The sequence below is a fragment of the Ramlibacter ginsenosidimutans genome, assembly GCF_016654015.1.
GTDB lineage: Bacteria > Pseudomonadota > Gammaproteobacteria > Burkholderiales > Burkholderiaceae_C > Ramlibacter > Ramlibacter ginsenosidimutans.
In genome coordinates this window covers 21,181-46,243 of the sequence record NZ_JAEPWM010000003.1, presented here as the reverse complement: position 1 = coordinate 46,243, position 25,063 = coordinate 21,181, and the positions used below count along the sequence as shown (strand labels likewise).

The window sequence follows — 25,063 nt, the reverse complement described above, 5'->3', positions numbered from 1 at the left end:
TGGACAGACAACGAGCCTTGGGGCTCCATAGGTTCGCTCAGGTCTTGGCTGCCGGATCCAGCGGCGGGAACACCGTGTCCTGGTAGCTGGCCGACTTGAGGAATCTTCCTTTCGGTGCGTCAGGCTGGTCGCTCGCCGACTTCATGACCATCAAGGGATACTCGCCCTCGAAGTACACGTGCGTAACGCCCCCGGCTGCATGCAGTGCGATCGTCGCATGCTTGTCGGCTTCGTCTCTGATGAACCAGGTCATCACGCCATCCACCACAGCGTCCATGTCCGCGTCAGCGTCGATGCCCAGAAGATGATCCTGGTGGAAACATCGGGACATGCCGAAAAGCCGTGACTACACCGGTCTGGTTCGAACTCCGTCCGCATGCCGCGCACAAAACGAAAGGGCCGCTTGCGCGGCCCCTTCTTCGTGCTGAGTCAACTCAGCGCGCGCGCAGCGCGGCGAGCACGAGGCCCAACGGCGTGGCGCTGAAGAGTTCCTTCAGCAGTTGCGCGAGGCCGGTTTCGGTGGCGGCGCCGGTGCGGCGCAGGGTCATTTCGGTCATGGTTTTCTCCGGGTTTCAAAATTGTGCGACTGCAGCAATTCTACGGGTTATCCCTAGGTGACACCATTCCGTTTTCTTATCGTGACCATAAGCGAGGCTCTGCGATCGGGCAGATTCTGCAGTGAAGTGGCCCATCCGCGAGCGTCATTCGAGCCCTTTCTCCTCGACGGCAGCGTCCCTAGGGGAAACCCGATTTCATGACCGCGGTCAAGTTTGCGCGAAACCCCGGCGTCTCAGAATGATCCACCCGACATATTCGTGCAAACACTTCACTTCACCGCACCGAGGCGTCGGGATGTTGTAGTACGGCGCCAGACCAGGAACAGGAGACAGACCGGATGAACAAGTCAGTGGACGCAATGGCGCCAATGGGCGCCCCCATCGGGAGTGCGGCAGGCACCACCGAACGCTCGAATGCCTATCGTTGGGGCCAACTGGTCCTGGGCATCGTGTGCATGGCGATGATCGCCAACCTGCAGTACGGCTGGACGCTGTTCGTCAGCCCCATGGAGCAGAAGAACCACTGGGGGCTGACCTCGGTGCAGCTGGCCTTCTCCATCTTCGTCGTGGTCGAGACCTGGCTGGTGCCCGTCGAAGGCTGGCTGGTCGACAAGTTCGGCCCGCGCCCGGTCGTCGCAGGCGGCGCCATCCTGGCCGGCCTGGCCTGGGTGATGAACTCGTACGCAACCACTCTCCCCGAGCTGTACGCTGCAGCCGTGATCGCCGGCCTGGGCGCAGGCGCCGTGTACGGCACTTGCGTCGGCAACGCGCTGAAGTGGTTCCCGGACAAGCGCGGCCTCGCCGCCGGCATCACGGCCGCCGGCTTCGGCGCCGGCTCGGCCCTGACGGTGATCCCGATTGCCAGCATGATCGCGAGCTCGGGCTACCAGCAGACCTTCTTCTTCTTCGGCATCCTGCAAGGCGTGGTGATCTTCGCGTGCGCCCTGTTCCTGACGAAGCCGACGCTGCTCAAGGGCGTGATGCCCGCTCCGCGCATCGTCACCACGAAGGTCGACTACAACGTCGGCCAGATGATGAAGACGCCGACCTTCTGGCTGACGTACATCCTGTTCGTGGCCGTGGCCGCCGGCGGCCTGATGGCTACCGCGCAGATCGGCCCGATTGCCAAGGACTACGGCTTCGCCAAGATGCCGATGTCCATGCTGGGCTTCACGCTGCCTCTGCTGACGCTGACGCTCACGATCGACAACCTGGCCAACGGCTTCACCCGCCCGCTGTGCGGCTTCATCTCCGACCGCATCGGCCGCGAGAACACGATGCTGCTGGTGTTCTGCGGTGAAGGCCTCGCCATGCTGGGCCTGATGAAGTGGGGCCACGACCCCGTGCTGTTCATGACCTTCGCAGCCCTGGTGTTCCTGTTCTGGGGCGAGATCTACTCGATCTTCCCGGCCCTGGTCGCCGACACCTTCGGCGTGAAGAACGCGGCCGCGAACGCCGGCACGATGTACACGGCCAAGGGCACGGCCTCGCTGCTGGTGCCGCTGTCTGCGGTGCTGTCCAAGGGCGGCAACTGGGACAACGTGTTCCTGTTCGCTGCGGCGATCTCCATCGTCGCCGGCATCCTGGCCAAGGTGGTGCTGTCTCCGATGCGCAAGCGCCAGATCGAGCACACCAACGCGGCCGGCAGCCCGAACATCTGATCCCCTGGAGAAAGGGACGCGCGAGCGTCCCCGGAAAGCAGAAGGGACGCGCAAGCGTCCCTTTTCCTTTGCCCGCCCTGCGGCTCAGATCTTGCCGCGCTGCTTCAGCCGGCTGAGCGTCTCGGCCGAGAGATTGAGGTACGAGGCGAGCTCCTTCTTCGGCAAGCGCTCTTCCAGCTCGGGATGCTTGCGCAGGAAACGCCGCACGCGGCCCGGCGCATCCAGCAGGTGCAGCGTGATGGTGTGCGCCATGATGTCGCTCATGTGGTGCATCACCTCGTACTCGAACGCCTGCTTGATGTTCGGGTAGCGGTCGAGGAAGTGGACCCAGTCCCGCAGCGGCAGCTTGGCGACGCGCGCGCGCGTCACGCACACGATGCTGTACGGCGCCGGCGTGCCGAGCCGCCACGCCGCATAGCTGGTCTCCATCTGCCCCTCGTCGGCGAAGCGCAGGATCATTTCCTTCGCCTCCTGGTTGCTCACCACGCGCTTCAGGATGCCCTCGAGGATGAAGTACTGCTCCATCTCGTGCACGCCCTGGTTCAGCAGCGCCTCGCCCTTCTGGCAATCCACCACCACCAGCATGGGCTCCAGCTCCGCCATCTGGGCCGGTGTCATGGCCTTCAGCGCCACGTTGTGGGCAAGCTGCACGCGGATGACGTTGCGTTCGGGATGCTTTTCGATCGAGGACATGGTGCGGGGATCAGGGGATTCCTCTTGGTACGCATGCAATTTTTTGAAAATTGACTGCGGTCAAGCAGGTTTCCAGGAGGTCACTCCTACCATTCTCCCACTCCAATCGAGGACCCACGCACCATGAGCACCGAAACGCAAGATCGCGACACGACCGATGGCTTCCATCTCGTCATCGACGCACTGAAGCTGAACGACATCGACACGATCTTTGCCCTTCCGGGCATCCCGATCACCGACTTCCTGCGCATGGCGCAAGCCGACGGTCTCAAGGTGATCTCCTTTCGCCACGAGCAGCACGCCGGCAACGCCGCTGCTGCCGCGGGCTTCATCACGGGCAAGCCCGGCATCTGCTTCACGGTGTCCGCCCCCGGCTTCCTGAACGGGCTCACCGCGGTGGCGAACGCCACCACGAACTGCTTCCCGATGATCCTGATCTCCGGCTCCAGCGAGCGCGAGGTCGTCGACCTGCAGCAGGGCGACTACGAGGAGATGGACCAGCTCGCGATCGCCAAGCCGTTGTGCAAGGCTGCGTTCCGCGTGCTGCACGCCGAAGACATCGGCGTGGGCATCGCGCGTGCGATCCGCGCCGCCGTGTCGGGCCGCCCCGGTGGCGTGTACCTGGACCTGCCGGCCAAGCTGTTCGCGCAGACCATGGACAAGGAAGCGGGCAAGAAGTCCCTGATCAAGGTCGTGGACCCCGCGCCGAAGCAGATCCCCGCCCCCGACGCCATCAAGCGCGCCGTGGACCTGCTGAAGAACGCGAAGAAGCCGCTGGTGATCCTGGGCAAGGGCGCGGCTTACGCGCAAGCCGACGCCGAGATCAAGAACTTCATCGAGAAGAGCGGCATTCCCTACCTGCCGATGTCGATGGCCAAGGGCCTGCTGCCGGACAACCACGCGCAGTCCGCTTCCGCCGCGCGCTCGTACGTGCTGGCCGAAGCCGACGTGGTGATGCTGGTGGGCGCGCGCCTGAACTGGCTGCTGTCGCACGGCAAGGGCAAGACCTGGGGCGCCGAAGGCTCCAAGGCCGCAGGCAAGCAGCAGTTCATCCAGGTCGACATCTCGCCGACCGAGGCTGACAGCAACGTCGCGATCGCCGCCCCGGTGATCGGCGACATCGGTTCGTGCATCTCCGCGTTCAACCAGGCCATGGGCTCCGGCTGGAGCAAGCCGCCGTCCGACTGGACCGGCGCGATCGCCGAGCGCAAGGACAAGAACCTCACCAAGATGGCCGAGACGCTGGCGAAGAACCCGCCGGTGATGAACTTCCACAGCGCGCTCAACGTCATCCGCAACACCGTCAAGGCCAACCCCAAGGCCTACCTGGTGAACGAAGGCGCCAACGCGCTCGACTTCACGCGCTCCATCGTCGACATGTACGAACCGCGCCGCCGCCTCGACGTCGGCACGTGGGGCATCATGGGCATCGGCATGGGCTTCGCCGTCGCCGCCGCCGTGGTCACCGGTGAACAGGTGATCGCCGTGGAAGGCGACAGCGCCTTCGGCTTCAGCGGCATGGAAGTGGAAACCATCTGCCGTTACAACCTGCCCGTGTGCGTCGTCGTGATGAACAACAACGGCATCTACAAGGGCACGGACGTCAACCCGCGCGGTGACGCGATGGCGCCCACGCAGTTCGTGAAGAACGCGCGCTACGACCTGATGATGCAAGCCTTCGGCGGCGTCGGCGTCACGGCGAAGAACCCCGAGGAACTCGATCGCGCGTTGAAGGAGGCCATCGCTTCCCGCAAGCCGACGCTGATCAACGCGCTGATCGACGAGAGCGCCGGCACCGAGTCCGGCCGCATCACCAGCCTGAACCCCGCCGCGGCCAAGAAGAAGACCGCGTAAGCACCGCAATCAAAGACTCGAGAGGAAAAGACATGGGAAAAGCACTCGACGGCGTCAAGATCCTGGACTTCACGCACGTGCAATCGGGACCGACCTGCACCCAACTGCTGGCGTGGTTCGGCGCGGACGTGATCAAGGTGGAAAAGGCCGGTGAAGGCGACGCGACGCGCGGCCAGCTGCGCGACATCCCCGACGTGGACAGCCTGTACTTCACCATGCTGAACCACAACAAGCGCTCCATCACCCTGGACACGAAGAACCCCAAGGGCAAGGAAGTGCTGATCGAGCTGATCAAGCAGTGCGACGTGCTGGTGGAGAACTTCGCTCCCGGCGCGCTCGATCGCATGGGCTTCAGCTGGGAACGCATCCAGCAGATCAACCCGCGCATGATCATGGCGTCGGTCAAGGGCTTCGGCCCCGGCCCGTACGAGGACTGCAAGGTCTACGAGAACGTCGCGCAGTGCGCCGGCGGCGCCGCGTCCACGACGGGCTTCGACGACGGCCCGCCGCTGGTGACCGGCGCGCAGATCGGCGACTCCGGCACCGGCTTGCACCTGGCCCTGGGCATCGTGACCGCCCTGTTCCAGCGCGAGAAGACGGGCAAGGGCCAGAAGGTCCTGGCCGCCATGCAGGACGCCGTGCTGAACCTGTGCCGCGTGAAGCTGCGCGACCAGCAGCGCCTGGACCGCCGCCACGTGCTGGAGGAGTACCCGCAGTACCCCGACACCGAATTCGGCGACGCCGTGCCGCGCGCCGGCAACGCCTCGGGCGGCGGCCAGCCGGGCTGGATCCTGAAGTGCAAGGGCTGGCAGACCGACCCCAACGCGTACATCTACTTCATCACGCAGGCGCCCGTGTGGGAGGCCATCTGCAAGGTGATCGGCGAGGAGCACTGGATCACCGACCCGAACTACGCCACGCCGAAGGCCCGCCTGCCGCACCTGAAGTCGATCTTCGCGCGCATCGAGGAGTGGACCAAGACCAAGACGAAGTTCGAGGCGATGGACATCCTGAACAAGTACGACATTCCCTGCGGCCCGATCCTGTCGATGAAGGAAATCGCCGAGGAGCCCGCGCTGCGTGCCACCGGCACCGTCGTCGAGGTCGACCACCCGAAGCGCGGCAAGTACCTGTCCGTGGGCAACCCGATCAAGCTGTCGGACAGCCCCACCGAAGTCACCCGCTCCCCGCTGCTGGGCGAGCACACGGAAGAAGTGCTGGCGCAACTGGGCTACACGAAGGACCAGATCGCCGAACTGAAAGCCGCCAAGGTCTGCTGAGAGCCTGCAGTCCCCGACCCGAGAGAGACGAATCAATTTTTAGGAGCCACACATGGCCAATTTCCAAGGTGACAAGCAGAAGGTCCGCCAGATTCTCGACGCGGTGAAGAAGGAAGGTCGCGACTCGCTGACCGCTCCCGAAGGCAAGCTGATCTGCGACGCGTACGGCATCAACGTGCCCAAGGAAGGCGTCGCCTCCAGCGCTGCGGACGCTTCCAAGATGGCGTCGTCCATGGGCTTCCCGGTCGTGATGAAGATCGTGTCCCCGGACATCCTGCACAAGACGGAAGCCGGCGGCGTGATCGTGGGCGTGAAGAACGCCGACGAGGCCACCACCGCGTACGAGCAGATCATCAAGAACGCCAAGAAGTACAAGGCGGACGCGAAGATCGTCGGCGTGCAGATCCAGCAGATGATCAAGGGCGGCCAGGAAACCATCATCGGCGCGATGACCGATGACAGCTTCGGCAAGCTGGTCGCGTTCGGCATGGGCGGCGTGCTGGTCGAAGTGCTGAAGGACGTGACCTTCCGCCTGGCCCCCGCCACGCAGGACGACGCCGCCTCGATGCTCGATGGCATCCAGGCTGCCGAGATCCTCAAAGGCGTGCGCGGCGCCAAGCCGGTGAACCGTGAAGCCCTGCAGAACACGATCGTGCGCGTGTCGCAGCTGGTCTCCGACTTCCCCGAGATCTCCGAGATGGACCTGAACCCCGTGTTCGCGTCCGACGAAGGCGCCATCGCTGCCGACGTGCGCATCGTGCTGAACTTCAAGCCGAAGGAAGCGCGCTTCCGTCCCGACGAGAAGAGCGTCGTGGCGTCGATGAACCGCATCATGAAGCCCAAGGCGGTGGCGGTGATCGGTGCGTCGAACGAGGCCGGCAAGATCGGCAACTCGGTGATGAAGAACCTCATCAACGGCGGCTACCAGGGCAAGATCTATCCCGTCACCCCCAAGGGCGGCGAGGTGATGGGCCTGCAGGCGTACAAGAGCGTCAAGGACATCCCGGGCGAAGTGGACACCGCGGTGTTCGCGATCCCCGCGGCGCTGGTCGCCGGCGCGCTGAAGGAATGCGGCGAGAAGAAGATCGCCGGCGCGGTGCTGATCCCCTCGGGCTTCGGCGAGACCGGCAACGTCGAAGGCCAGGAAGAACTGCAGCGCATCGGCCGCGAGTACAACATCCGCCTGATGGGGCCGAACATCTACGGCTTCTACTACACGCCCGCCAACCTGTGCGCGACGTTCTGCACGGCCTACGACGTCAAGGGCTCCACGGCCCTGTCCTCGCAGTCCGGCGGCATCGGCATGGCCATCATCGGCTTCTCGCGTTCCGCCAAGATGGGCGTGTCCGCGATCGTGGGCCTGGGCAACAAGTCGGACATCGACGAAGACGACCTGCTCCTCTTCTTCGAACAGGACGACAACACCAAGGTGATCGCGCAGCACTGCGAAGACCTGAAGGACGGCCGTGCATTCGCGGAAGTCGCCAAGCGCGTCTCCAAGAAGAAGCCCGTGATCGTGCTGAAGGCCGGCCGCACCGAGATGGGCGCCGCCGCTGCCGCGTCGCACACCGGCGCCGTCGCCGGCACCGACAAGATCTATGACGACATCCTGCGCTCCGCTGGCGTGATCCGCGCCAACAGCCTGCGCCAGATGCTGGAACTGTCGCGCGGCGTGCCGATCCTGCCGACGCCCAAGGGCGAGAACGTCGTGATCATCACCGGCGCGGGCGGCTCCGGCGTGCTGCTGTCCGACGCCTGCGTCGACAACGGCCTGAAGCTGCTCAAGCCGATGCCCGACGACCTGGACGCGGCCTTCCGCAAGTTCATCCCGCCGTTCGGCGCGGCCGGCAACCCGGTGGACATCACCGGCGGCGAGCCCCCGATCACGTACGTGAACACGGTGAAGCTGGGCCTGGAAGACGACCGCATCCACGCGCTGATCCTGGGCTACTGGCACACCATCGTGACGCCGCCCATGGTGTTCGCGAAGAACATGGTCCAGATCGTCAACGAGATGAAGGCCAAGGGCAAGAGCAAGCCGGTCGTGGCGTCCCTCGCCGGCGACGTGGAAGTCGAGGAAGCCGCCCAGTACCTGTACGAGAACGGCATCCCGGCGTACGCCTACTCCACCGAACTGCCGGTGGAAGTGCTCGGCGCCAAGTACAAGTGGGCCCGCGCTGCGGGGCTGCTGAAGTAAGCGGGGCAAGATGTCCGCAGGCAAGCGCGTCATCCCGATCGCCTCGGCGTCTCCCCTCATCCGGGAGCGCAAGCGCCAGGGTCCGAAGGGGCGCAAGCCCTCGGACCAGGCGCTGGCCGAGGTGCGGCAGCTGCTCGGTGACGCGTCGCGCCAAAGCGACTTGCTGATCGAGCACCTGCACAAGCTGCAGGACCACTTCGGCCACCTCTCGGCCGCTCACCTGAGCGCGCTGGCGCAGGAGATGCGCCTGGCCCAGGCCGAGGTGTACGAAGTGGCTTCCTTCTATCACCACTTCGACATCGTCAAGGAAGGCGAGGACGCACCGCCCGCACTCACCGTGCGGGTGTGCGACGGCCTCTCCTGCGAGATGGCGGGCGCGCAGCAGCTGCTGCAGAAGCTGCCCGCCCTGCTCGGACGCGAAGTGCGCGTCATCCCTGCCCCGTGCATCGGCCGCTGCGAACAGGCGCCCGCCGCCGTCGTCGGCCAGAAGCCGGTGCCGCGCGCGACCGCCCAGAAGGTGGTCGAGTGCGTCAAGGAAGGCGCGACGAAGCACGAGCCCGAAGGCTACATGGGCCTGTCGCAGTACCGTGCGGCGGGCGGCTACAAGCTGCTGGAGCAATGCCTGTCCGGCGAGCGCGATGCCGACACCGTGATCACCACGCTCGAGGCCACCGGCCTGCGCGGCCTGGGCGGCGCCGGCTTCCCGACCGGGCGCAAGTGGCGCATCGTGCGCAACGAGCCCGCGCCGCGCCTGATGGCGGTGAACATCGACGAGGGCGAGCCCGGCACCTTCAAGGACCGCGTGTTCCTGGAGCGCGACCCGCACCGCTTCCTCGAAGGCATGCTGATCGCCGCGTGGGCCGTGGGCATCTCCGGCATCTACATCTACCTGCGCGACGAGTACCACGGCTGCCGCGCGATGCTGGAGCAGGAACTGGCGCGGCTGAAGGCCGACCCGCCGTCCAAGGGCCTGCCCCACATCGAGCTGCGCCGCGGGGCCGGTGCCTACATCTGCGGCGAAGAGTCCGCGATGATCGAGTCCATCGAAGGCAAGCGCGGCATGCCGCGCCTGCGGCCGCCCTACGTGGCGCAGGTGGGCCTGTTCGGGCGACCGACGCTGGAGCACAACTTCGAGACGCTGTTCTGGGTGCGCGAGCTGCTGGAGCGCGGTCCGGAGTGGTTCACGTCGCAAGGCGCGAACGGCCGCAAGGGCCTGCGTTCGTTCTCGGTCTCGGGCCGCGTGAAGAACCCGGGCGTGAAGGTCGCGCCCGCGGGCATCACGATCCAGGAACTGATCGACGAGTACTGCGGCGGCATGGCCGACGGGCACAAGTTCTACGGCTACCTGCCGGGTGGCGCCTCGGGCGGCATCCTGCCGGCGAAGATGAACGACATCCCGCTGGACTTCGACACGCTGCAGCCCTACGGCTCCTTCATCGGGTCGGCCGCGGTGGTGGTGCTGTCGGACAAGGACACGGCCACGGCGGCCGCGCGCAACACGCTGAAGTTCTTCCGCGACGAGTCGTGCGGCCAGTGCACGCCCTGCCGCTCCGGCACCGCGAAGGCGTATGCGCTCATGCAGGCGCCGAAGTGGGATTTGCAGTTGCTGGCCGAGCTGTCGCAGGTGATGCGCGATGCGTCCATCTGCGGCCTGGGCCAGGCGGCGCCGAACCCGTTCGACACCGTGATCAAGTATTTCCCGCACGAGTTGGGGTGAGAAACTGCTGGGGTTCGCTGCGCTCACCGCCAGCCTACGAAGACCGCCGTTCGCGGGTGGCTTCGTAGGCTGGCGGTGAGCAACGCGAACCCCAGCGATGCCCGAAGGGCTTTGGGAGCAAACAATGAACGCAGTCACCCGCGCCGAGATGGCCGAAATCGAAAGCCCTGTCGTCAAGTTCACGCTGAACGGCAAGGAGGTCGTGGCGCGTGCGAACGAGACCGTGATCCAGGTCGCCGACCGCGAAGGCGTGGAGATTCCGCGGCTTTGCTACAAGCCGGGCCTGGACACCGCCGGCAACTGCCGCGCGTGCATGGTGGAGATCAAGGGCGAGCGCGTGCTGGCGCCCAGCTGCTGCCGCACCGCGACGCCCGGCATGGACGTCAAGAGCGACACGCCGCGCGCCGTCGCCGCGCAGAAGATGGTGCTGGAGCTGCTGCAGTCCGACATGCCCGAGACCGACTACACCCGCCACAACGAAGTGGACGAGTGGTCGGCCAAGCTGGGCGTCGGCAAGCCGCGCTTCCCCGCGCGCGGCCAGGTCGCCGCCGACCTGTCGCATCCCGCCATCGCGGTGAACCTCGACGCCTGCATCCAGTGCACACGCTGCCTGCGCGCCTGCCGTGACGAGCAGGTGAACGACGTGATCGGCCTCGCCTTCCGCGGCGAGCACGCCAAGATCGTGTTCGACATGGACGACCCGATGGGCGTGTCCACCTGCGTCGCCTGCGGCGAATGCGTGCAGGCCTGCCCCACCGGCGCGCTGATGCCGGCACGCGGCGTCGCCCTGCCCGTCCCCGACAAGCAGGTGGATTCGGTCTGCCCGTACTGCGGCGTCGGCTGCCAGCTCACCTACAACGTCAAGGACGACAAGATCCTGTTCGTCGAGGGCCGCGACGGTCCCGCGAACCACGGGCGCCTGTGCGTGAAGGGCCGCTACGGCTTCGACTACGCGCACCACCCGCAGCGCCTGACCAAGCCCCTGATCCGCCGCGCCGACGCGCCCAAGGTCCCGCACCAGACCATCGACCCCGATCGCGTGCTCGACTACTTCCGCGAAGCGAGCTGGGAAGAGGCGCTGGAGCTCGCCGGCAGCAAGCTGCGCGGCATCCGCGACACCAAGGGCCCGAACGCGCTGGTGGGCTTCGGCTCCGCCAAGGGCAGCAACGAAGAGGCGTACCTGTTCCAGAAACTGGTGCGAACCGGCTTCCGCACCAACAACGTCGACCACTGCACGCGCCTGTGCCACGCATCGTCGGTCTCGGCGCTGCTGGAAGGCATCGGCTCCGGCGCCGTGTCGAACCCGGTGATGGACGTGACCAAGGCCGAAGTGATCATCGTGATCGGCGCCAATCCGACCGTGAACCATCCGGTGGCCGCCACCTGGATGAAGAACGCGGCCAAGAACGGCACCAAGCTGATCGTGATGGACCCGCGCAAGTCGGACCTCACGCGCCTGGCCTACCGCCACCTGCAGTTCAAGCCCGACACCGACGTGGCCATGCTCAACGCCCTGATGCACGTGATCGTGCACGAGGGCTTGGTCGCGAAGGAGTTCATCGAGGACCGCACGACCGGCTACGAGGACCTGAAGAAGAACCTGGTGGGCTACAGCCCCGAGGAGATGGCGCCCATCTGCGGCATCGACGCCGAGACGCTGCGCGAGACTGCGCGCCTGTACGCGACCTCCAAGGGCTCGATGATCCTGTGGGGCATGGGCGTGTCGCAGCACGTGCACGGCACGGACAACGCACGCTGCCTGATCGCGCTGTCGCTGATGACGGGCCAGATCGGCCGTCCCGGCACCGGCCTGCATCCGCTGCGCGGCCAGAACAACGTGCAGGGTGCGTCCGACGCGGGCCTGATCCCGATGATGTTCCCCGACTACCAGAAGGTGGCCGATCCCGAGGCGCGTGCGCGCTTCGAGAAGCACTGGAAGCTCAAGCCCGGCACGCTGGACGCGCAGCCTGGCCTGACCGTGGTCGAAGTGATGCACGCCATCGCGGCCGGCAAGGTGCACGGCATGTACATCATGGGCGAGAACCCCGCGATGTCCGACCCCGACGCCAACCACGCCCGCGAAGCGCTCGCGAAGCTGGAGCACCTGGTGGTGCAGGACATCTTCCTCACGGAAACGGCCTGCCTCGCGGACGTGGTGCTGCCCGCCAGCGCCTTCCCCGAGAAGACCGGCACCTTCACCAACACCGACCGGCTGGTGCAGCTGGGTCGCCAGGCCGTCAACCCGCCGGGCGACGCGAAGCAGGACCTCTGGATCATCCAGGAGATCGCGCGCCGCGTCGGGCTGGACTGGAACTACGGCCACGTGTCCGAAGTGTTCGACGAGATGCGCCACGGCATGCCCAGCATCTCCGGCATCACCTGGGACCGGCTGGAACGCGAGAGCGCCGTCACCTACCCCTGCACGCACGAGGGCGACCCGGGCGAGCCGGTGGTGTTCATCGACGACTTCCCGCGCGAAGGCGGCCGGGCGCAGTTCGTGCCGGCGGACATCATCCCCGCGGCCGAGCGCCCCGACACCGAGTACCCGATGGTGCTGATCACCGGCCGCCAGCTCGAACACTGGCACACCGGCAGCATGACGCGTCGTGCAACGGTGCTCGATGCGATCGAGCCGGATCCGGTGGCGCTGGTGCATCCGCTGGACCTGGAGCGGCTGGGCGTGAAGCCGGGCGAACTGCTCACGATCGAGTCGCGCCGCGGCAAGGTCACGCTGTACGGCCGCGCCGACGAAACCTCGCCGCGCGGCGCGGTGTTCGTGCCCTTCTGCTACTACGAGGCCGCGATCAACCGCGTGACCAACGACGCGTTCGACCCGGTCGCGAAGATCCCCGAGCTGAAGTACTGCGCGATCCGCATCACCGCGGGCGGCACGCCGCCGGAGCAAGTGAGCTTCGGTGGCGGGCAGATCCTGCGGAAGATGGAGGAGAAGACGCTGGTGTGAGGCTGTAGGCTTGCGCCGCTTCTCCGTCGCGCCTGCGGCGGCGGGGCCACGAAGGAACGAGAAGGCGCCGCGATGCGGCGCCTTTTCATTTGCGGATGGCTCGGGAGCAGGACGCGACCACACCCTGCCCATTTGCTCCGAGGGCGCCGCGTTGATTTCGCCACAGGCGCCTTTTGGCTCGTGTACTTATCGGACCAGCGCGACTAGCATTCCCCGACAGAACGATGGCGGCGCGGACTTACGCGCCACAGGGGGAAGCAGATGAATGGTAGCGGCAGGGTGGCGCGGCGGTCTTATCCCGCGAGCCAGTCGGGGGCAGATTCAAGGGATAAGAGGTCCGCGCATTCCGGACCTCTTATGGCGCAGCTTTCGGCGCAAGCGCTTGAACCGGAACGAGTTTCCGTTGCGCAAACCCAGGTCTTATGCCGCCGCTGCGGCATAAGAGGGTTTTGAGATGCGCTCGAAATTACGTTAGACCTCAAGTGGAACTCACCGCCCGGATCAACCAGTTCCGCGTCGCAAGCCGCGAGCTCTTCAACCAGTACTTCCGTGTCGAAGGACCCTGGGGGAGTGAAGAGGCTTGGGCGCTGGAGGAGCGCCATGCGGAAGTCGAGTACCTTCTCTTCGAGAAGCTGGTGCTCGAGCCGGCGGGCCTTCCCTACGTCCGCTATGGCGAGCTGAATCCAAGAGTTCGCGTCGAATTGATTGACGGGCAATTCGCGCCCATCATGCTGAATCGCGACGTTGACTCGGGGTATTGGGATCACCCAGTGAAGGAAGTGCTCCGAGACGCGAGCCTCGGGTTCATGTGCTTCTTCGACTTCGACTCGCTTGGATATCGGGATCATCGCTACGTGCGGGTACAAGTGCTTGAGTGGCCGTCGCAGCCGGATCTGGCGGGCAAGCACGCCCTCCTTGAAACTCAGTATGTTCGGTACGTTGAGGTCTAACTGGTCGGTCGAGACCGACACCTGGCGGCAAGGCGCCGCGAGGCGCCGTTGGATATCCTGCACCTCGCGGCGCCTTGCCACCAGGTGCGGCTCACCTTCACGTTAGACGGCAAGTCATGCTTGGCATTGGTCTCCCACATCCGGGCGAAGTACTTCTTGCGCTGGTCGGTGCCTGTCTGGTCTTAGCCTTGTTACTGAAGGCGACGGCCTTCGCGCTACGGCGCTTCGGTGTTCCTTATGTCGCCGAAGGGCGCATTTGGCATTTGTGGATGCTCATCGTAGGATCCCTTTTGCTCGCCGCGGCCGTTGGGTTCGGTAGCTTTTTGGCCGGCGGAACAATGAGTCTGCTGCTTTTCAAGCTCGCGTTCGTGTTCGGTGTTTTCGCAACAGCTTTCGCAGTCTTGTGCCCCTCGGAAGTTCGGCACCCGAATCCATTTGCCGCAGCTGGTCTCGCGGGCGCTATAACCATCTGGGCGCTATCAGTCGGGGCGGCGCTACTCTTGCTGATCCTTCCCAAGAACTAAACATGGGCGCGTTGCCGTCTAACTTGTCGGTCGACTCGGACACGTTGCGGCAAGGGGCCGCACAGTGCCGTTGGAAATCGTGCACCGCGCGGCCCCTTGCCGCAACGTGCCGGTCACCTTCACGTTAGAGCGCACCGAAGTGCATTGTTTAAGAAATTGGGAGTTCCCTGTGCTTGTTGCGCGATGCGCAGCTGCAACGCTGCTTTTTTGTGGTGCGGTTTCAGTCAACGCGGGCGAGCAGATCGTCACCCTCCGTTCACCCTCATCTCGTGGTGAGGTCACCCTTGCACTCGCCCCCAGCGTTCAGACGACTCAACCTCGTAACACGGGCTTCCTCATTTTTCACGTGGAGTACCCCTCGGGAAAATCGGTCTCAGTGAGCCCTTTGGCGGCCCCATCCCCCTCAGTTCTGAATATCACTCTTGAGCCCCGCGGCGGCCATAACACGCGGACTGAGTGGATGGTGAGTCACGCGTTGCCGCAGCGACCAGCGAATCCCAGTGCCCGAGAGTGGCTGGCGAGAGAAGAGCGTGGCGTGCGTGTTTACGCGTACCGAACTCGCCACGGCGAGGAACCTGAGACGCATGTGTTCACCGGAAGCGACGGATCTCTCGTCGGTGTACAAATCGCCTATCCTCCATTCGTGAAGAACAGCGTTAGTCGTCGATACATGGAAGACATAGAGGTCACCTACCTCTCACCCAAGGGGGTCGACGTGCGCAGCGTGGACGAGTTTGTTGTCGCATTTCTTAAGAGGAACGTCTCGATTTTGGGGCGCGGCAAGTGAGCTCTAACAGGTCGGTCGACTCGGATACGTTGCGGCAAGGGGCCGCACGGCGCCGTTGCAAATCGTGCACCGTGCGGCCCCTTGCCGCAACGTGCCGGTCACCTTTACGTTAGGCCGCAAGAATGGCTCGCCCCAAGCGTCCTTTGACCGTCACCCCGGGAACCATCCTCCGCGAACTCGACGCCTCGGAGACGGAGCAATACCTGGACGCCTGGCTGAAGGCATACGGTGCGAACCGGCACGGAGTGAACGCCAAGGATTTTCTTTGGCACATCTTCAGTGCCGAGAGGTATCCTGCGCTCTCTGGGCAGCAAGCGCTCGCAGAGTATGGAAAGCAGTTGGCTCCCGAATACGTTGTGCTCTCGAACGACCGGGACCAAGCTTTCGAAACCGATGCTCTGCCCGTAGGATGCTCTCTGTACGACTTCCTGGTGTTTCCGCGCAACCTTGCGTGGACGATGGCGTTCACGCATGAAGACGGTTGGCTTGGGCCCTACTTCGCGGTGCACCAGCGGCACGCGGTACTGGAAGAAGAGAACCAGAAGCGGCTTCAGAAGTCTCGTGAGATAGCGGCAGCCAAGGCGAAAGGGTGGGCATGAGCCTTCGGCCTAACAGGTCGGTCGACACGGACACGCACCGGCAGCGCGCCGCAAGGCGCGCCGGCGATCGTGCACCTTGCGGCGCGCTGCCGGTGCGTGCCGGTCACCTCCAACGTTAGACCTTCGAGGGGACGCACATGTCTTCGGTCATCGATCTCGACATGCTAAAGGCCTTCGGCCAGATTGCTGCCCCCGCGGGGATTGCCATTGGCGCCTTTCTCTACCTGGGAAGGGACATCGTCGCGCGAAACATATTTCCGACCCTTACGCGCCAACACGCCTACCACGTGATCATTGCGCTTGCGTTCATGGCGTGGACCGTGGCATTGGCGGGCATAGGAGCCTGGACCTATGTCTCTACGCACCAAGGAAGGGCTGGTGAAGACTCGCGAGAAAGCAAGTCGAATTTGCCTCCCTTGCCGGGTGATACCGGTTGGATATTCGCCGGCTACTTTGACATCGCGAAGGAGGTCTTCATCGAAGGTCCGTATGTGTCTGTGCAGTCGACGGTAACCCGTGGGCATCGCAGGTTTGTGGAAGTCGGGGATACGGTGGCTCTGAAGGTGGCACGTGACGTTCACATAGTTGACTACAAGCGCCAAGGCGCCGCACAGAAGCTCGTTCCGCCGATTACGAAGGGCATCATCGATGAATATGACAAGACGGGTGTCAGGTTGCCAGCTGGAACCGAGCTAATTGTGCGGGACGTCAGCGAAGGGAAATGGCCCGACAGTCCCAACGGGGCCTTGTGGCTGCGGGTGGTCTATGTGCCAAAGTAGCCGGTCTAACAGGTCGGTCGACGCGGACACGTTGCGGCAAGGGGCCGCACGGCGCCGATGGGAATCGTGCACCGTGCGGCCCCTTGCCGCAACGTGCCGGTCACCTTCACGTTAGACAGCAGGGAGACACCGTGCCTGAATGGAAGGACGTACTCGCAGCACTAGCTTCCCTCGTGGCGTCGTTCGCGGGCGCGTGGGCGGCGTTCAAGTTCCAGACTTTCCAGAAGAAGGACGATGAAGACCAGAAAGCCGTCGGAGCTGGCAACCGTGCAATCTATACAGTCTTCGCTCTCTGGAACGTTCTGGAGCAGTATCGAAAGGAAGTCATGGAGCCATACCGCGGGAAGCCGGATGCCTGGCTGAATTTGGCGGCTCATCCGGCGCCACCGGCGAAGGTGGATCGCTTCCAGTCCTCTGATCTTCAATTCCTGCTCGAGCGCGGTCAGGCCTCGGTGTTCGCTTCGCTGATGCTGGAAGAGCAGCGCTTCAACCTCGCGGTCGACCTGATTCGGAGTCGGTCGGAGCTGGTGTTGAATGCTGTCTTTCCCAAAATGGCAACAGCCGGCTTTAAGGTTGGCCAGGACCAATCTCTAAACGATGTCGAGGCTGCGCTTGGCGAAGATGTGTGCCATCAACTCAAACAGATCACCGCGGCCATTTACCAAATTGTCGGGGAAGACCTAGTGTCGCTGCGAGCCTTGTACACGGAGCTCAGAACGGGCCTGCAGACATTGTTCCCCCAAAGGAAGTTCGTGGAGGTCGTGTTTCAAGAGCCGGCCAAGGCAGCAAATGCGGCAGCTGCTGCCTAACTCGTCGTTCGACGCGGACACGCAGCGGCAAGGGGCCGGTCACCTTCACGTTTAGACGCAAGAGAACCAAATGGCCAAACTTCTCGCCTTCGTATGCGCGTTGCTTGTATTCTCTTCGTGTTCGATCGCCCAGGAAATGCCGCGGAGCGTCGCCTTAGAGAAGATTTCCGCATCCTGGGCGGACGTTCAACTCTTGGCCGACAACTCCCCACTCGGGGAAATGATGGTCGCGCCATACAGATCGGCCAATCCAGGCGTCTCGACTGAAGAGTGGGCGGCGATCAAGAAAGAGCTCCTCGCCGCCTTCTCGAAGACGTTCACATCGCCACAAGGCGTGTTGGATATTCTGGTGCGCAAGACCCTAGAGGGGTTTAGCGATGCAGAAGTCGCGCGGCTGGCAACTTTGCTGGACGACCCCGTGTACAAGAAATACCAAGCTGCCAGTGCAAGCCCCGCCATGCAACAGCAGTTCGTCCGCGCGATGGCCGCATCGGCCCTTCAAGTGGGATCCACTGCCAACTCCATCATGGCGCGGCATGGTCTTCGCGAAGTACATTGATGGTCGCAGCGTCGGTCGATCGTGACGCCGCATCGCTTCCGTGACCGTCTGAGTGCCGCCGAGTGCTTCCAAGGCAGTAGGTAAGCCCTCTTTATGCCTTCTAACAGGTCGTTCGACACGAACTCCCGGCGGCGGACCTTCGCTTCGCTCCGGTCCTCTCCGCCGGTCGCCGCTCAACTCCGACGTTAAGCCGCACACCTCAGGCCCTGCGGAATTGAACATCGCAGAGGTTCCTGCACACGCGCTCGGCTCGGACGGAAAGCCCCGTCCCGCAGGATTCACTGCTCCAAAGTTCTTTGCGGAAGACAGAGTTGTGCCAATATCTGGCCGATCTCTTCCACGAATCCACCCACTCGATCAAACGCCGATGTCTTCGACATCGCGCAGACTCCATTCGTCACCACCCACGGGGCAGAGAAAATGAATCCGATCAAGCTTGTCGCAATCGCTCTCATCGTCCTAGGCGTTCTCGCCCTGGCCTATGGTGGCTTCAGCTATACGAAAGACACGACGGTCGTCAAACTTGGGCCGATCGAGCTCTCCGCCAAGGAGAAACAGACCGTGAACGTTCCTATGTGGGCTGGCATCGGCGCCATTGTGGTCGGCGGACTCCTGCTCGTCCTGGGCGGCAAGAAAGGGTAATGCTGAATTCCGCCGAACACTTTCTTCAACCGGACCCGCCTTCGGCGATCCACTGAAGTGAAACGTCAGGCCGCACATGGTGCTGCCTGCAATCACTTCGGGCGGGCTTGAAGACGCGATGCGCCTCGCCTCTGCATCGACGCACCGAACCTCCAGGTACAGGTGGCGTTCCCCCGTCTGTCGACGACCTCCCGCCCCAAGCCAGCCCGCCGCCTGACCGGCGGCACCGATTTCCCCCCAGGCGGCGGTACTCGCTGCCCCGTTGTTGCCACCCCGCCGCGCGCCCCCTTGGTCCCGCCTGCCTCCCCCTCAATAATGACCCAAAGGGAGGAGCAGCATGCCCAACATGGAAGCCTTGGCCGCACTGGCATTCGCCGGAGCCGTCGGTGCGGCGGTAGGCGCGCTGATGGTTCGCCTGCTGTGGGCGAGGCGCCTGGCCGAGCGCAGCCTGCAGCTACAGCTGGCCGAATCGCAGCGGAGGACCGAGGCCCTGGAAGTCGTGCGAAAGGCTGAAGAGGACCATGCGCGCACGCTGCTGGAACTCCAGAGCGGCCACCAGGCCACCCTGTTCGAGATCCAGCGCGAAGAGCGTGAGCGCGCCGAGGCGGCCGTGCGCGAGGCGGAGGAGCGCTTCGCCCAGCAACTGCGCCGGCGCAAGGAGGCCTCCCTCGCCGTAACCGTGCACCCTTTCGTGAACACTGCACGCGAGCGCGGCCTCTTCAGCAGCGAGAACGTCATCGAGATCGGCTACAAGTACCAGCTGCTGATCCAGGGCCTGCCCTGCTTCGAGCCGCACACCGTGGTCGTCGAGACCACACGGCAAAAGCAGGTGAACGACGAGATGATCGAGCTGTTCAAGACCAAGGCAGTCGAACTTGCGCAACTCGCCGCCAATGTGAAAACTGGCGGCGCGACAGGTGCGCTGGTCTCCATCGCCAAGGCGGTGGTGCAGCGGGTGAAATAGCGTCGGCTGGCGGGGCGCGGCACAATGCCACCGCGTGCCGGTTAACTCCGGGCGTCCTCCGTCCCATGAATCTGCTTCGCCCTTCCCTCCTCTTCCTCGCGTGCATCGCCCCCTGCCTCCACGCAGCGCCCCTCGACCCATCCCTCATCGGCTGCTGGCGCGCAGCGAAGATCGTCCTCTACGCCCAGGACGGCTCCAAGATGGAGGACACCTCCCGGCGTTGCGCGCTCCAGTTCAAGGAAGATCAACTCGAGTCGGCCTGCCTGACAGCCCGGGGAATGGCAAGAGTGACCTACCAGTACCGAATAGTCCGCCCGAACTTCTACGAGACGACGATGGCGGCCAGCACCTTCAAGACGGACCTGATCGGCGCCACGCGCGAGTACGAGTACCACGTCGATGGCGATCGACTCGTGACCGTGACCAAGCCACCAGCCTCGGCGACCGGCAGTCCAGCGGCCGCAGTGCGAGTGACGTCGGAGTCGGCGAGGACACCGTGCCCGTGAGGCGGTCTGGGAGGCGCGCCGATCATGGGCGGGCCTCCGCCATCGTGTTGCTGGGGTTCGCTGCGCTCACCACCAGCCTACCGGGGCACGGCCTGCCCCACTGAAGCCCCGCCTCACCCGCCCGGCGAACTTGCCCTAGCCCGGCACTCGGCTTAGCATCCGCGGCAGTCCCGCGGCCGTGCGCCGACGCATCCGCCGCTTCGCTTTTCCCAGCCCCTGGAGGAGAGACGATGAAGACGGAACTGTTCTACCTGGCCCTCGCGGCCGCGCTCACGGGCCTGCTGTGGGTGCCCTACATCCTGGACCGCATCATGGTCTGGGGCCTCGTGCCCGCGGTCAGCTACCCCGCCAACCCGCCGGCGCAATCGCCGTGGGCGCAGCGCATGATGCGCGCGCACGGCAACGCGGTGGAGAACCTCGTCGTGTTCGCCACGCTGGTGCTCATCGCGAACGCGCTGGGCCTGACGGGCGGGACGATCGCAACCGCGAGCGTCGTGTACTTCTGGGCGCGGGTCGTGCACGTCGTCGCGTACACCTTTGCCATCCCCTGGGTGCGCACGCTGGCCTTCGTCGTCGGCTTCCTCGCACAGGCCACGGTGGCCTGGCGGATCTTCTTCGGCTAGCGAGGCCCGGGTCCGGGGCGCGGTGCCCCGACTTCGCTGAGTCGCCTCCGTCCGGCGGGCGAAAGGCTGCAGCGCGCTTCTCCCTTCCCTGACAATCCCGCCCATCCACCGATGGAGGACTGCATGGGCAAGGGCAGGCTGGAAGCGTTCAGCGATGGCGTGATCGCCATCATCATCACGATCATGGTGCTGGAGATGAAGGTGCCGCACGGGGAGACGCTCGAGTCCCTGCTGCCCCTTGTGCCCGTGTTCTTCAGCTACGTCCTCAGCTTCGTGTACGTGGGCATCTACTGGAACAATCACCACCACATGCTCCTGGCGGCGGGCAAGGTTTCCGGCGCGGTGCTGTGGGCCAACCTGCACCTGCTGTTCTGGCTGTCGCTGTTCCCCTTCGCCACGGGATGGATGGGTGAGAACCCCCTCGCGCCACGGCCCTCCGCGCTGTACGGCGTCGTCCTCCTGATGGCCGCCTGCGCCTACTGGATCCTGCAGCGAACCATCATCGCGTCCGGCGGACCCGCCTCCGTCCTGAAGCGAGCGGTTGGCCGGGACTGGAAAGGCAAGCTGTCTCCCCTGTTCTACATGGCGGGGATCATCTCGACCCTCTGGACTCACTGGGTGGCGCAGCTCCTGTACGTGGCCGTTGCGCTGATCTGGCTCGTGCCGGACCAGCGCATCGAGCACACGCTGGAAGCCCAGGGCCAGTGAGCCGGCTGCGCGCGCGAGGGCGCGAGAGCCCCGAAGTGCGCCTGGCGTGCGCCGCTTCTAGCGAGGCGCTTGCTCGAGGTGCGGTTCGCCGAACACGGGAATGCGTGCGTTGGGCAAGGGCCGATAGCCGCGCACCGCCCCGAAGATTTGCGAGAGCGGCTCCAGCGATTGCAGCGTACGGAGTGCGCTGCTCGCGATCTGCAGCGCGATGCGTTCGCCCGGGCAGGCGTGCGGCCCCGCGCCGAAGGGACACGCCGGCACCAGCACCAGGACCAGCGCGTCGCCTGCGCTGATGCGCTCCCCACCCAGCTCGATCTGCGTCGCGGCGAAGCGGCGCGTGTTGTGCACGGCCGGGTCCTGGTGCGCGGTCCTCGCCGCGATTTCGCCTGCGTCTTCGTCCGTCCCCGAGACCAGCACTGCGCGCACGGCGTTGCCCAGCAATCCCGCCGTCGCATCCAGCGCCTGCTGCATCAGCGCGATGCGATTCGCGGCGTCCACGCGCGAGAGGCCCTCGCGCTCGCCCTGCTCCATCAGCGCGACGGCCGCGACGTCGGCGCGGTCCAGCGCTTCGGCGCTCGCGCCCGCGGCGATGCCCTGCACGAACGCGTGCACCCAGTCCACGGTGGCATTGCGCTGCGCGTGGGGCACGCCGAGCAGGCGCGCCATCGCCTGCACCGGAATGGCGGAGAGCAACGCGTTCGGATCGCAGCGGCCGGCGAGGTCACGCGTGGCCGCCTCCGCGGCCTGCGCCACTGCGGCGGCGGACCACGAGGACGCCGCCGCCTCCACCTGTGGCCGATGCCGCGCATGGAAGTCCCCGTCGTTCATGCGCACCAGCAGCGCGAACACCTCGCCGGCGGGCCGCCCCTGCAACGCGCGCGGAACAGGCTCTTCAAGCGGCCGCACGCGCAGGCGCACATCGTTCAGCGCCTGCTGCACGAGATAAGGCCCGCTCACCACCCACAGCTTCATCGGCTCGTCGAAGAACAGAGGCCGGCTCACGCGCAGCCGCGCGTACCAGGCATAGGGGTCGGGATGGCTGGGGGCGGCCAGCACATGGAGCGGTGCTTCTTCCATGCCTGCAGTGTGGTCCGTGACGGGCCGGATTGCCAGCGACAACAGTTTGGCTGCGATCGAAGGGTGGATGCCGAACCCGACCTTGGGCGCACCAGCACGCGACGGCGGGCACCGCGCACGGCGATGCGGTGCCGACCGGGCGCCGCGCCGCGGCGCGAGACAATGGCGCGATGCAAGTGCACCCACGCCGCCGCCGCGGCACCATCGCCCGCCCATGAAGAACAACTGGATGCCCCTGGCGATCACGCTCGCCATCCAGGCCATGGTGGCGATGGCCCTGCTCACCCTGCCCGCGATGGCGCCGCGCGTGGCGCAGGCCGTCGGCATCTCGGCCACGTGGGTGGGCCTGTACATCGCGATCGCCTACGCGGGCGCGATGGCGGCCAGCCTGGCGTCGGGCGCGGTGGTGGCGCGCTACGGCGCCATCCGCGCCAGCCAGGCCAGCCTGCTGGTGTGCGCGGCCGGGCTGGCGCTGTGCGCCCTGCCCTCGCTGCCAGCCATGGCCATTGGCGCCGTGCTGGTGGGCGTCGGCTACGGGCCGATCACGCCGGCCAGCTCGCACCTGCTCGCGCGCACGACGCCCGCCCATCGCATGTCGCTGGTGTTCTCCGTCAAGCAGACCGGCGTGCCCCTGGGCGCGGCGCTGGCCGGCGCCATCGTGCCGGGCCTGCAGCTGCTGGCGGGCTGGCAGGCGGCCCTGCTGGCCGTGGCGGCCGTCAGCGTGCTGTGCGCCGCCGTCGCGCAGACGCTGAGGGCGGAGTTCGACGCCGACCGCGACCCGCACCGGCGCATCGCGCTGGGGCACTTCCTGCAGCCGGTGCGACTGGTGCTGTCGCACGCGCAGCTGCGCATGCTGGCCGCGTGCTCGTTCATGTTCTCCATCGTGCAACTGTCGCTCACGACCTACCTCGTGACCTTCCTCACCGACAACCTCACTTACGGCCTGGTGGCCGCCGGTTTCCTGCTGTCGGCGTCGCAGATGGGCGCGGTGATCGGCCGGGTGCTGTGGGGCTATGTGTCCGATCGCTGGTTCGGCGCGCGCCGCATGCTGGCGCTGCTGGCGCTGGTGATGGCGGCGTCGTCCGGCGCGACGGCGCTGCTGCAGCCACAGGCGCCCACTCTCGTCGTCATGGCCGTGCTCTTCGTGTTCGGCGCCTCCGCCATCGGCTGGAACGGTGTGTACCTGGCCGAAGTGGCGCGCCAGGCGCCCGAAGGACAGGCCGGCATGGCCACGGGCGGCACGCTGGCCATCACCTTCCTGGGCGTGGTGCTGGGGCCGCCGGTGTTCGGCGGCATGGCCGGGGCCTTCGGCAGTTACCGGGCGGGCTTCGCGGCGCTGGTGGTGCCGCTGGTGCTGTGTGCCGGTGTCCTGCTGCGCGGGCGGGCTGCGCCGCGACGCCGCTGACTAGCTGGCGCGGTGCAGCGCTGGAGCTTCGAAGCCGCGCAAAGCTGGGGTTCGCCTGCGGCTCACCACCAGCCTACCTTTGCGCAGCAGCCGCGGCAAAAGGCATTTCGCAGGCTGGCGGTGAGCAGCGCGAACCCCAACGATCCAGCGTGGCGCAGCAGCCGCGGCAAGGGCATTTCGTAGGCTGGCGGTGAGCAGCGCGAACCCCAGCGATCCAGCGTGGCGCAGCAGCCGCGGCAAGGGCATTTCGTAGGCTGGCGGTGAGCAGCGCGAACCGCAGCGATCCAGCGTGGCGCAGCAGCCGCGGCAAGGGCATTTCGTAGGCTGGTGGTGAGCAGCGCGAACCCCAGCGATCCAGCGTGGCGCAGCAAGCTGGGGACCCGGCAGGGGGTCGGCATCGCTGCGCGCCGCCCAGCACGCCAGCTGCGCTTCTTCCATGCCTGCAGTGTGGTTCGTGCCTGGCGGCTTGGCCAACGGCAACAGTTTGGCTACGATCGAAGCATGGAAGCCGAACCCGACCTCGCGCGCATCGCCACCACGGTGGGCGACCCGCGCCGCATCCAGATGCTGGCCTTGCTGATGGAGGGCCGCGCGCTCACGGCAAAGGAGCTCGCGCTGGGCGCGGGCGTGGAGCCCGCCACGGCCAGTGCCCACCTCAAGCGCCTGCTGGACGACGGCCTGCTCGAGTCCACCGCGCAAGGCCGGCACAAGTACTTCCGCTTCGCCTCCGAGCAGGTCGCGCAGATGGTGGAGAGCCTCATGCGCGTGGCGCCTCGGAAGCCGATCGCCGTGCGCGTGACCACGCCGGTGCCGCTGCGCCATGCGCGCTTTTGCTACGACCACCTGGCCGGCGCGCTGGGCACGGGCCTGCTCGCGCTCATGCTGCGCAAGGAGTGGCTGCAGGACGATGCCGAGCCCAAGCAGCTCGCGCTGACTCCTCGCGGTGTGAAGGCGCTGGAACGCCTCGGCGTGGATGTCGAAGCCACGCAGGGCCAGCGCAGGCAGTTCGCCTGCCGCTGCCTCGACTGGTCCGAGCGGCGCGACCATCTCGGCGGCGCGCTGGGCGCCGCACTCGCGCACGAACTGCAGGCGCGCAAGTGGATCGAGCGGCGCAAGCACACGCGCGAGGTGCGCGTAACGCCTGCGGGAGAAGAAGGCTTGGCGGGGCTCGGGGTGAAGTTGTAGCCGCGGCGTATGGAGCGCGCCAGGA

The 25,063-nt window shown here is 65.7% G+C and carries 24 protein-coding genes; 20 read left to right on the top strand and 4 right to left on the bottom strand.

The genetic code is table 11. The features are described 5' to 3' along the window. Positions 1–37: 37 nt before the first annotated feature. Positions 38–277 carry a hypothetical protein gene (locus tag JJB11_RS09680; RefSeq protein WP_201169337.1) on the bottom strand — a complete coding sequence of 80 codons (240 nt, stop codon included), beginning with the start codon at positions 275–277 and terminating at the stop codon, positions 38–40. A gap of 157 nt (positions 278–434) precedes the next feature. Beyond that, entirely contained in the window at positions 435–557 is a 123-nt protein-coding gene (locus JJB11_RS26340) for a hypothetical protein (protein ID WP_277988805.1), read from the bottom strand. Positions 558–925: 368 nt separating this feature from the next. Between JJB11_RS26340 and oxlT the strand changes: the two genes are divergently transcribed. Further along, the gene (gene oxlT, locus JJB11_RS09675; protein ID WP_201170543.1) at positions 926–2,218 is read left to right on the top strand and encodes an oxalate/formate MFS antiporter; all 1,293 of its coding nucleotides are present in this window, start codon (positions 926–928) and stop codon (positions 2,216–2,218) included. 84 nt (positions 2,219–2,302) lie between these two features. On the opposite strand, the gene JJB11_RS09670 is transcribed toward oxlT, so the two are convergent. Continuing rightward, positions 2,303–2,911 carry a Crp/Fnr family transcriptional regulator gene (locus tag JJB11_RS09670; protein WP_201169336.1) on the bottom strand — a complete coding sequence of 203 codons (609 nt, stop codon included), beginning with the start codon at positions 2,909–2,911 and terminating at the stop codon, positions 2,303–2,305. A 123-nt stretch (positions 2,912–3,034) separates the two neighbouring features. On the opposite strand from JJB11_RS09670, the gene oxc reads away from it, so the two are divergent. The 17 genes from oxc (at position 3,035) to JJB11_RS09585 (ending at position 21,371) form a co-directional block, all read left to right on the top strand. Beyond that, complete coding sequence (gene oxc, locus JJB11_RS09665; RefSeq protein WP_201169334.1) at positions 3,035–4,765, top strand: oxalyl-CoA decarboxylase; 1,731 nt, start codon at positions 3,035–3,037, stop codon at positions 4,763–4,765. 32 nt (positions 4,766–4,797) lie between these two features. Further along, positions 4,798–6,045 carry a formyl-CoA transferase gene (frc, locus tag JJB11_RS09660; RefSeq protein ID WP_201169332.1) on the top strand — a complete coding sequence of 416 codons (1,248 nt, stop codon included), beginning with the start codon at positions 4,798–4,800 and terminating at the stop codon, positions 6,043–6,045. A gap of 52 nt (positions 6,046–6,097) precedes the next feature. Further along, positions 6,098–8,242: an acetate--CoA ligase family protein gene (locus JJB11_RS09655; RefSeq protein WP_201169321.1), complete on the top strand. Its 2,145-nt coding sequence runs from the start codon at positions 6,098–6,100 to the stop codon at positions 8,240–8,242. Positions 8,243–8,252: 10 nt separating this feature from the next. Then, the gene (locus JJB11_RS09650) at positions 8,253–9,959 is read left to right on the top strand and encodes an NAD(P)H-dependent oxidoreductase subunit E (protein WP_201169319.1); all 1,707 of its coding nucleotides are present in this window, start codon (positions 8,253–8,255) and stop codon (positions 9,957–9,959) included. A gap of 124 nt (positions 9,960–10,083) precedes the next feature. After that, positions 10,084–12,921 carry a formate dehydrogenase subunit alpha gene (fdhF, locus tag JJB11_RS09645; RefSeq protein ID WP_201169309.1) on the top strand — a complete coding sequence of 946 codons (2,838 nt, stop codon included), beginning with the start codon at positions 10,084–10,086 and terminating at the stop codon, positions 12,919–12,921. Positions 12,922–13,403: 482 nt separating this feature from the next. Further along, positions 13,404–13,871: a hypothetical protein gene (locus JJB11_RS09640; protein WP_201169307.1), complete on the top strand. Its 468-nt coding sequence runs from the start codon at positions 13,404–13,406 to the stop codon at positions 13,869–13,871. A gap of 116 nt (positions 13,872–13,987) precedes the next feature. Next, the gene (locus JJB11_RS09635) at positions 13,988–14,395 is read left to right on the top strand and encodes a hypothetical protein (protein ID WP_201169305.1); all 408 of its coding nucleotides are present in this window, start codon (positions 13,988–13,990) and stop codon (positions 14,393–14,395) included. A gap of 70 nt (positions 14,396–14,465) precedes the next feature. Continuing rightward, positions 14,466–15,182 (top strand): hypothetical protein, encoded by a 717-nt coding sequence (locus JJB11_RS09630; protein WP_201169304.1) that lies wholly within the window; start codon positions 14,466–14,468, stop codon positions 15,180–15,182. A gap of 122 nt (positions 15,183–15,304) precedes the next feature. Further along, the gene (locus JJB11_RS09625; protein ID WP_201169303.1) at positions 15,305–15,781 is read left to right on the top strand and encodes a DUF4275 family protein; all 477 of its coding nucleotides are present in this window, start codon (positions 15,305–15,307) and stop codon (positions 15,779–15,781) included. A gap of 137 nt (positions 15,782–15,918) precedes the next feature. Continuing rightward, on the top strand, positions 15,919–16,560 hold the full coding sequence (locus tag JJB11_RS09620) for a hypothetical protein (protein ID WP_201169302.1): 642 nt from the start codon (positions 15,919–15,921) through the stop codon (positions 16,558–16,560). A gap of 131 nt (positions 16,561–16,691) precedes the next feature. Beyond that, positions 16,692–17,369, top strand: a complete 678-nt coding sequence (locus JJB11_RS09615) for a hypothetical protein (RefSeq protein WP_201169301.1) — start codon at positions 16,692–16,694, stop codon at positions 17,367–17,369. Between the two features lie 70 nt (positions 17,370–17,439). Further along, positions 17,440–17,928, top strand: a complete 489-nt coding sequence (locus tag JJB11_RS09610; protein ID WP_201169299.1) for a hypothetical protein — start codon at positions 17,440–17,442, stop codon at positions 17,926–17,928. A gap of 420 nt (positions 17,929–18,348) precedes the next feature. Beyond that, entirely contained in the window at positions 18,349–18,570 is a 222-nt protein-coding gene (locus JJB11_RS09605) for a hypothetical protein (RefSeq protein WP_201169296.1), read from the top strand. A 337-nt stretch (positions 18,571–18,907) separates the two neighbouring features. Continuing rightward, positions 18,908–19,534, top strand: a complete 627-nt coding sequence (locus tag JJB11_RS09600; protein WP_201169293.1) for a hypothetical protein — start codon at positions 18,908–18,910, stop codon at positions 19,532–19,534. 65 nt (positions 19,535–19,599) lie between these two features. Continuing rightward, a complete protein-coding gene (locus tag JJB11_RS09595) occupies positions 19,600–20,040 on the top strand; it encodes a hypothetical protein (protein WP_201169290.1) in 441 nt (146 codons plus the stop codon). A 230-nt stretch (positions 20,041–20,270) separates the two neighbouring features. Further along, complete coding sequence (locus tag JJB11_RS09590) at positions 20,271–20,663, top strand: MAPEG family protein (protein ID WP_201169287.1); 393 nt, start codon at positions 20,271–20,273, stop codon at positions 20,661–20,663. A 123-nt stretch (positions 20,664–20,786) separates the two neighbouring features. Next, the gene (locus JJB11_RS09585; RefSeq protein ID WP_201169286.1) at positions 20,787–21,371 is read left to right on the top strand and encodes a TMEM175 family protein; all 585 of its coding nucleotides are present in this window, start codon (positions 20,787–20,789) and stop codon (positions 21,369–21,371) included. Between the two features lie 57 nt (positions 21,372–21,428). Here JJB11_RS09585 and JJB11_RS09580 read toward each other — a convergent pair whose 3' ends face one another. After that, complete coding sequence (locus tag JJB11_RS09580; protein ID WP_201169285.1) at positions 21,429–22,448, bottom strand: cytochrome P450 family protein; 1,020 nt, start codon at positions 22,446–22,448, stop codon at positions 21,429–21,431. Between the two features lie 214 nt (positions 22,449–22,662). Between JJB11_RS09580 and JJB11_RS09575 the strand changes: the two genes are divergently transcribed. After that, positions 22,663–23,853: an MFS transporter gene (locus tag JJB11_RS09575; protein ID WP_201169284.1), complete on the top strand. Its 1,191-nt coding sequence runs from the start codon at positions 22,663–22,665 to the stop codon at positions 23,851–23,853. A gap of 501 nt (positions 23,854–24,354) precedes the next feature. Further along, positions 24,355–25,038 (top strand): ArsR/SmtB family transcription factor, encoded by a 684-nt coding sequence (locus tag JJB11_RS09570; RefSeq protein ID WP_201169283.1) that lies wholly within the window; start codon positions 24,355–24,357, stop codon positions 25,036–25,038. The last annotated feature ends 25 nt before the right edge of the window (positions 25,039–25,063 follow it).

Coding starts and splice junctions, on each gene's coding strand:
- JJB11_RS09680 (WP_201169337.1), bottom strand. CDS start 277: ATGGACGCTGTGGTGGATGGCGTGATGACCTGGTTCATCAGAGACGAA.
- JJB11_RS26340 (WP_277988805.1), bottom strand. CDS start 557: ATGACCGAAATGACCCTGCGCCGCACCGGCGCCGCCACCGAAACCGGC.
- oxlT (WP_201170543.1), top strand. CDS start 926: ATGGGCGCCCCCATCGGGAGTGCGGCAGGCACCACCGAACGCTCGAAT.
- JJB11_RS09670 (WP_201169336.1), bottom strand. CDS start 2,911: ATGTCCTCGATCGAAAAGCATCCCGAACGCAACGTCATCCGCGTGCAG.
- oxc (WP_201169334.1), top strand. CDS start 3,035: ATGAGCACCGAAACGCAAGATCGCGACACGACCGATGGCTTCCATCTC.
- frc (WP_201169332.1), top strand. CDS start 4,798: ATGGGAAAAGCACTCGACGGCGTCAAGATCCTGGACTTCACGCACGTG.
- JJB11_RS09655 (WP_201169321.1), top strand. CDS start 6,098: ATGGCCAATTTCCAAGGTGACAAGCAGAAGGTCCGCCAGATTCTCGAC.
- JJB11_RS09650 (WP_201169319.1), top strand. CDS start 8,253: ATGTCCGCAGGCAAGCGCGTCATCCCGATCGCCTCGGCGTCTCCCCTC.
- fdhF (WP_201169309.1), top strand. CDS start 10,084: ATGAACGCAGTCACCCGCGCCGAGATGGCCGAAATCGAAAGCCCTGTC.
- JJB11_RS09635 (WP_201169305.1), top strand. CDS start 13,988: ATGCTTGGCATTGGTCTCCCACATCCGGGCGAAGTACTTCTTGCGCTG.
- JJB11_RS09625 (WP_201169303.1), top strand. CDS start 15,305: ATGGCTCGCCCCAAGCGTCCTTTGACCGTCACCCCGGGAACCATCCTC.
- JJB11_RS09620 (WP_201169302.1), top strand. CDS start 15,919: ATGTCTTCGGTCATCGATCTCGACATGCTAAAGGCCTTCGGCCAGATT.
- JJB11_RS09610 (WP_201169299.1), top strand. CDS start 17,440: ATGGCCAAACTTCTCGCCTTCGTATGCGCGTTGCTTGTATTCTCTTCG.
- JJB11_RS09605 (WP_201169296.1), top strand. CDS start 18,349: ATGAATCCGATCAAGCTTGTCGCAATCGCTCTCATCGTCCTAGGCGTT.
- JJB11_RS09600 (WP_201169293.1), top strand. CDS start 18,908: ATGCCCAACATGGAAGCCTTGGCCGCACTGGCATTCGCCGGAGCCGTC.
- JJB11_RS09595 (WP_201169290.1), top strand. CDS start 19,600: ATGAATCTGCTTCGCCCTTCCCTCCTCTTCCTCGCGTGCATCGCCCCC.
- JJB11_RS09590 (WP_201169287.1), top strand. CDS start 20,271: ATGAAGACGGAACTGTTCTACCTGGCCCTCGCGGCCGCGCTCACGGGC.
- JJB11_RS09585 (WP_201169286.1), top strand. CDS start 20,787: ATGGGCAAGGGCAGGCTGGAAGCGTTCAGCGATGGCGTGATCGCCATC.
- JJB11_RS09580 (WP_201169285.1), bottom strand. CDS start 22,448: ATGGAAGAAGCACCGCTCCATGTGCTGGCCGCCCCCAGCCATCCCGAC.
- JJB11_RS09575 (WP_201169284.1), top strand. CDS start 22,663: ATGAAGAACAACTGGATGCCCCTGGCGATCACGCTCGCCATCCAGGCC.
- JJB11_RS09570 (WP_201169283.1), top strand. CDS start 24,355: ATGGAAGCCGAACCCGACCTCGCGCGCATCGCCACCACGGTGGGCGAC.